At 47.0% G+C, this 5436-nt stretch carries 2 tRNA genes and 3 rRNA genes; all 5 read left to right on the plus strand.

Annotated elements, in window-relative coordinates:
• Nucleotides 1–216: 216 nt before the first annotated feature.
• The 5 genes from LC457_RS23195 (at nt 217) to rrf (ending at nt 5373) form a co-directional block, all read left to right on the plus strand.
• Nucleotides 217–1733, plus strand: a 16S ribosomal RNA gene (locus tag LC457_RS23195).
• A 212-nt stretch (nt 1734–1945) separates the two neighbouring features.
• Nucleotides 1946–2019, plus strand: a tRNA-Ile gene (locus LC457_RS23200).
• Between the two features lie 87 nt (nt 2020–2106).
• Nucleotides 2107–2180 (plus strand) — tRNA-Ala (locus tag LC457_RS23205).
• 153 nt (nt 2181–2333) lie between these two features.
• A 23S ribosomal RNA gene (locus LC457_RS23210) occupies nt 2334–5091 on the plus strand.
• Nucleotides 5092–5265: 174 nt separating this feature from the next.
• Nucleotides 5266–5373: ribosomal RNA gene (gene rrf, locus LC457_RS23215) — 5S ribosomal RNA — on the plus strand.
• The 16S, 23S and 5S rRNA genes sit together here with 2 tRNA genes alongside, the layout of an rRNA operon.
• The last annotated feature ends 63 nt before the right edge of the window (nt 5374–5436 follow it).

Below are 5436 nucleotides of genomic sequence, written 5' to 3' on the forward strand. Positions count from 1 at the left end.
ATTAAGGTTACTTAAAAAACTTTAAAATTTTCTTTCAAAACATTTGGTCATTAAGAAATAAAGTTTTACTTTTGCACTCGCAAATACGGAGCGACACTGACAGAGAAGATTGCTACGTTGAAAAGCGAAAGATATAAAGATCATTGACATACAATATAACAACCAAGTAAGGAAAAACTAAAGCGTTAAAAAACTTTGAGTGAGTCAGACAAACATACAATGGAGAGTTTGATCCTGGCTCAGGATGAACGCTAGCGGGAGGCCTAACACATGCAAGCCGAGCGGTAGAGATCTTTCGGGATCTTGAGAGCGGCGTACGGGTGCGGAACACGTGTGCAACCTGCCTTTATCTGGGGGATAGCCTTTCGAAAGGAAGATTAATACCCCATAATATATTTGTCGGCATCGATGGATATTGAAAACTCCGGTGGATAGAGATGGGCACGCGCAAGATTAGATAGTTGGTGAGGTAACGGCTCACCAAGTCTACGATCTTTAGGGGGCCTGAGAGGGTGATCCCCCACACTGGTACTGAGACACGGACCAGACTCCTACGGGAGGCAGCAGTGAGGAATATTGGACAATGGGTGAGAGCCTGATCCAGCCATCCCGCGTGAAGGACGACGGCCCTATGGGTTGTAAACTTCTTTTGTATAGGGATAAACCTACCCTCGTGAGGGTAGCTGAAGGTACTATACGAATAAGCACCGGCTAACTCCGTGCCAGCAGCCGCGGTAATACGGAGGGTGCAAGCGTTATCCGGATTTATTGGGTTTAAAGGGTCCGTAGGCGGATCTGTAAGTCAGTGGTGAAATCTCACAGCTTAACTGTGAAACTGCCATTGATACTGCAGGTCTTGAGTGTTATTGAAGTAGCTGGAATAAGTAGTGTAGCGGTGAAATGCATAGATATTACTTAGAACACCAATTGCGAAGGCAGGTTACTAAGCAACAACTGACGCTGATGGACGAAAGCGTGGGGAGCGAACAGGATTAGATACCCTGGTAGTCCACGCCGTAAACGATGCTAACTCGTTTTTGGTTTTTCGGAATCAGAGACTAAGCGAAAGTGATAAGTTAGCCACCTGGGGAGTACGTTCGCAAGAATGAAACTCAAAGGAATTGACGGGGGCCCGCACAAGCGGTGGATTATGTGGTTTAATTCGATGATACGCGAGGAACCTTACCAAGGCTTAAATGGGAAATGACAGGTTTAGAAATAGACTTTTCTTCGGACATTTTTCAAGGTGCTGCATGGTTGTCGTCAGCTCGTGCCGTGAGGTGTTAGGTTAAGTCCTGCAACGAGCGCAACCCCTGTCACTAGTTGCCATCATTAAGTTGGGGACTCTAGTGAGACTGCCTACGCAAGTAGAGAGGAAGGTGGGGATGACGTCAAATCATCACGGCCCTTACGCCTTGGGCCACACACGTAATACAATGGCCGGTACAGAGGGCAGCTACACAGCGATGTGATGCAAATCTCGAAAGCCGGTCTCAGTTCGGATTGGAGTCTGCAACTCGACTCTATGAAGCTGGAATCGCTAGTAATCGCGCATCAGCCATGGCGCGGTGAATACGTTCCCGGGCCTTGTACACACCGCCCGTCAAGCCATGGAAGTCTGGGGTACCTGAAGTCGGTGACCGTAACAGGAGCTGCCTAGGGTAAAACAGGTAACTAGGGCTAAGTCGTAACAAGGTAGCCGTACCGGAAGGTGCGGCTGGAACATCTCATTTTAGAGCGTCTTAGGACGATAAAAAATAAGGACACACTGTGTCCAAGTACTTACTTCAAAGTAAAGCTTTAGTTTTTTGTTTGGTTGATTATATTAAAAATACAAAACCCACTAGAAATTAGTAAAGGGATTGAGAGAGACAAAGAAGAGAGAGTTTAGAGAAGGGACGCGAGTCTATTATCTATCAGTCTATCCTCTTTACGTCTAAGAGACAGTCTCGTAGCTCAGCTGGTTAGAGCGCTACACTGATAATGTAGAGGTCGGCAGTTCGAGCCTGCCCGAGACTACTAATTAAAAAGACGGGAAGAGCTCAGATATAAGAGATCAGACATTAAGTCTGGAATCTAAGATCTGAAATCTGAAGTCTACTAGAGGGGGAATTAGCTCAGCTGGCTAGAGCGCCTGCCTTGCACGCAGGAGGTCAAGGGTTCGACTCCCTTATTCTCCACAGTTTTGGAAGACTGATTTAAAAGTTACGGATGGAGCCAAAAACAACATCTGTTCATCAGTTGGACAAGAAGACATTAAGATCATTGACATTAACGGTAAAGACATCACAAAGAGAAAACCGAGCGCATAAAGCGCTTGAGTAACCAATAGGAAAGAAATCGTTAAGGGCGTATGGCGGATGCCTAGGCTTTCAGAGGCGAAGAAGGACGTGGTAAGCTGCGAAAAGCTGCGGGGATTGGCACACACGAATTGATCCGCAGATGTCCGAATGGGGCAACCCAATACATTGAAGATGTATTACCTCGTAAGAGGAGCAAACCCGGAGAACTGAAACATCTAAGTACCCGGAGGAAAAGAAATCGAAGAGATTCCGTAAGTAGTGGCGAGCGAAAGCGGATTAGCCCAAAAGCTGATATATGTTTAATAGAATGTTCTGGAAAGAACGGCCGTAGAGGGTGATAGCCCCGTATATGAAAGGCATATTTGAGTGATAAATGAGTAGGGCGGGACACGTGAAATCCTGTCTGAATATGGGGGGACCATCCTCCAAGGCTAAATACTCCTGAAAGACCGATAGTGAACAAGTACTGTGAAGGAAAGGTGAAAAGCACTTCGAATAGAAGGGTGAAATAGAACCTGAAACCGTACGCCTACAAGCGGTCGGAGCAGCGTAATGCTGTGACGGCGTGCCTTTTGCATAATGAGCCTACGAGTTAATTTTACTAGCGAGGTTAAGGTATTAAGTACCGGAGCCGGAGCGAAAGCGAGTCTGAATAGGGCGTATAGTTAGTAGGATTAGACGCGAAACCTTGTGATCTACCCATGGGCAGGTTGAAGCTCTGGTAACACAGAGTGGAGGACCGAACCGGTTGACGTTGAAAAGTCTTCGGATGACCTGTGGGTAGGGGTGAAAGGCCAATCAAACTGGGAGATAGCTCGTACTCTCCGAAATGCATTTAGGTGCAGCGTCGTATATAAGTTTATTAGAGGTAGAGCTACTGATTGGATGCGGGGGTTTCATCGCCTACCAATTCCTGACAAACTCCGAATGCTAATAAATGTTCTACGGCAGTGAGGGCATGGGTGCTAAGGTCCATGTCCGAGAGGGAAAGAACCCAGACCAACAGCTAAGGTCCCAAAATATATGTTAAGTTGAAGCAACGCGGTTGGACTGCATTGACAGCTAGGATGTTGGCTTGGAAGCAGCCATTCATTTAAAGAGTGCGTAACAGCTCACTAGTCGAGCGGTCCGGCATGGATAATAATCGGGCATAAACATATTACCGAAGCTATGGATTTATATTTTAGATATATCTGGTAGGAGAGCATTCTATTTGCGCCGAAGCAGTATCGTGAGGTATTGTGGAGCGGATAGAAAAGAAAATGTAGGCATAAGTAACGATAAAGCAGGCGAGAAACCTGCTCACCGAAAGACCAAGGCTTCCTCAGCCATGCTAATCAGCTGAGGGTTAGTCGGGACCTAACGCGAACCCGAAAGGGGTAGTGGATGGACAATGGGTTAATATTCCCATACTTGCTCACACTAAAAAGGGGACGGTTGGATGTAGCTGCTAAAGACTGACGGAATAGTCAAGGCCTAGCCTTCGGGCGAAGCTGCTGTAGTGTAATCTGATCCAAGAAAAGCCGAAGTGAAGCAACCCGTACCAAAACCGACACAGGTGGTCGAGGAGAGAATCCTAAGGTGCTCGAGTGAGTCGTGGCTAAGGAACTAGGCAAAATAGTCTCGTAACTTCGGAAGAAGAGACGCCATCAGCAATGGTGGCCGCAGTGAAGAGGCCCAGGCGACTGTTTATCAAAAACACAGGACTCTGCTAAATCGAAAGATGCTGTATAGGGTCTGACACCTGCCCGGTGCTGGAAGGTTAAGGAAGGTGCTTAGGGTTAAACCGAAGGCATTAACTGAAGCCCCAGTAAACGGCGGCCGTAACTATAACGGTCCTAAGGTAGCGAAATTCCTTGTCGGGTAAGTTCCGACCTGCACGAATGGTGTAACGATCTGGGCACTGTCTCAGCCACGAGCTCGGTGAAATTGTAGTATCGGTGAAGATGCCGATTACCCGCAATGGGACGAAAAGACCCTGTGAACCTTTACTATAACTTCGTATTGACTTTGAGTAAGTAATGTGTAGGATAGGTGGGAGGCTTTGAAGCTTGCACGCTAGTGTAGGTGGAGCCAACGTTGAAATACCACCCTTTACTTACTTGGAGCCTAACTTCTTTTAGAAGGACATTGCGTGGTGGGTAGTTTGACTGGGGTGGTCGCCTCCAAAAGAGTAACGGAGGCTTTCAAAGGTACCCTCAGCACGCTTGGTAACCGTGCGTAGAGTGTAATGGCATAAGGGTGCTTGACTGTGAGACCTACAAGTCGATCAGGTGCGAAAGCAGGACATAGTGATCCGGTGGTTCCGTATGGAAGGGCCATCGCTCATAGGATAAAAGGTACTCCGGGGATAACAGGCTAGTCTCCCCCAAGAGCTCACATCGACGGGGAGGTTCGGCACCTCGATGTCGGCTCGTCACATCCTGGGGCTGGAGAAGGTCCCAAGGGTTGGGCTGTTCGCCCATTAAAGTGGCACGCGAGCTGGGTTCAGAACGTCGTGAGACAGTTCGGTCTCTATCTATTGCGGGCGTTAGATGTTTGAGAGGGCTTGATTCTAGTACGAGAGGACCGAATTGAACAAACCTCTGGTGTATCAGTTGTACCGCCAGGTGCACCGCTGAGTAGCTACGTTTGGAAGAGATAAGCACTGAAAGCATATAAGTGCGAAACTCGCCTCAAGATGAGACATCTTTTAAGGGTCGTTGGAGATGACGACGTTGATAGGCTACAGGTGTAAAGACAGTAATGTCATAGCCGAGTAGTACTAATTACCCGTAGATTTATAGCCTATGGTTGCTATATCAAATTATTAATTAATAAATACGACAAGTACTTTATGCGCAGTGAAGGTTTTGTCTTTGTGAAAGTTTTTATCGCTTAAAACAGGTAGCAGATGGTAGCTATCAGGAGTCAGGGAAAACCTGCACCTATTACCATAACCTGCAACCTTATATACCTTCTTTAGGGTGGTTTTAGCGGTGGGGCTCACCTGTTCCCATTCCGAACACAGAAGTTAAGCCCACCAGCGCCGATGGTACTGCGAAAGCGGGAGAGTAGGCCGCCGCCAGTTTTTATTTTATTTTTAAAAATCCTTTATCTTATGATAAAGGATTTTTTTTGCTTTATACACAAC

The organism is Chryseobacterium sp. GVT01B (assembly GCF_019970045.1).
In the GTDB taxonomy this organism is placed as follows: domain Bacteria; phylum Bacteroidota; class Bacteroidia; order Flavobacteriales; family Weeksellaceae; genus Chryseobacterium.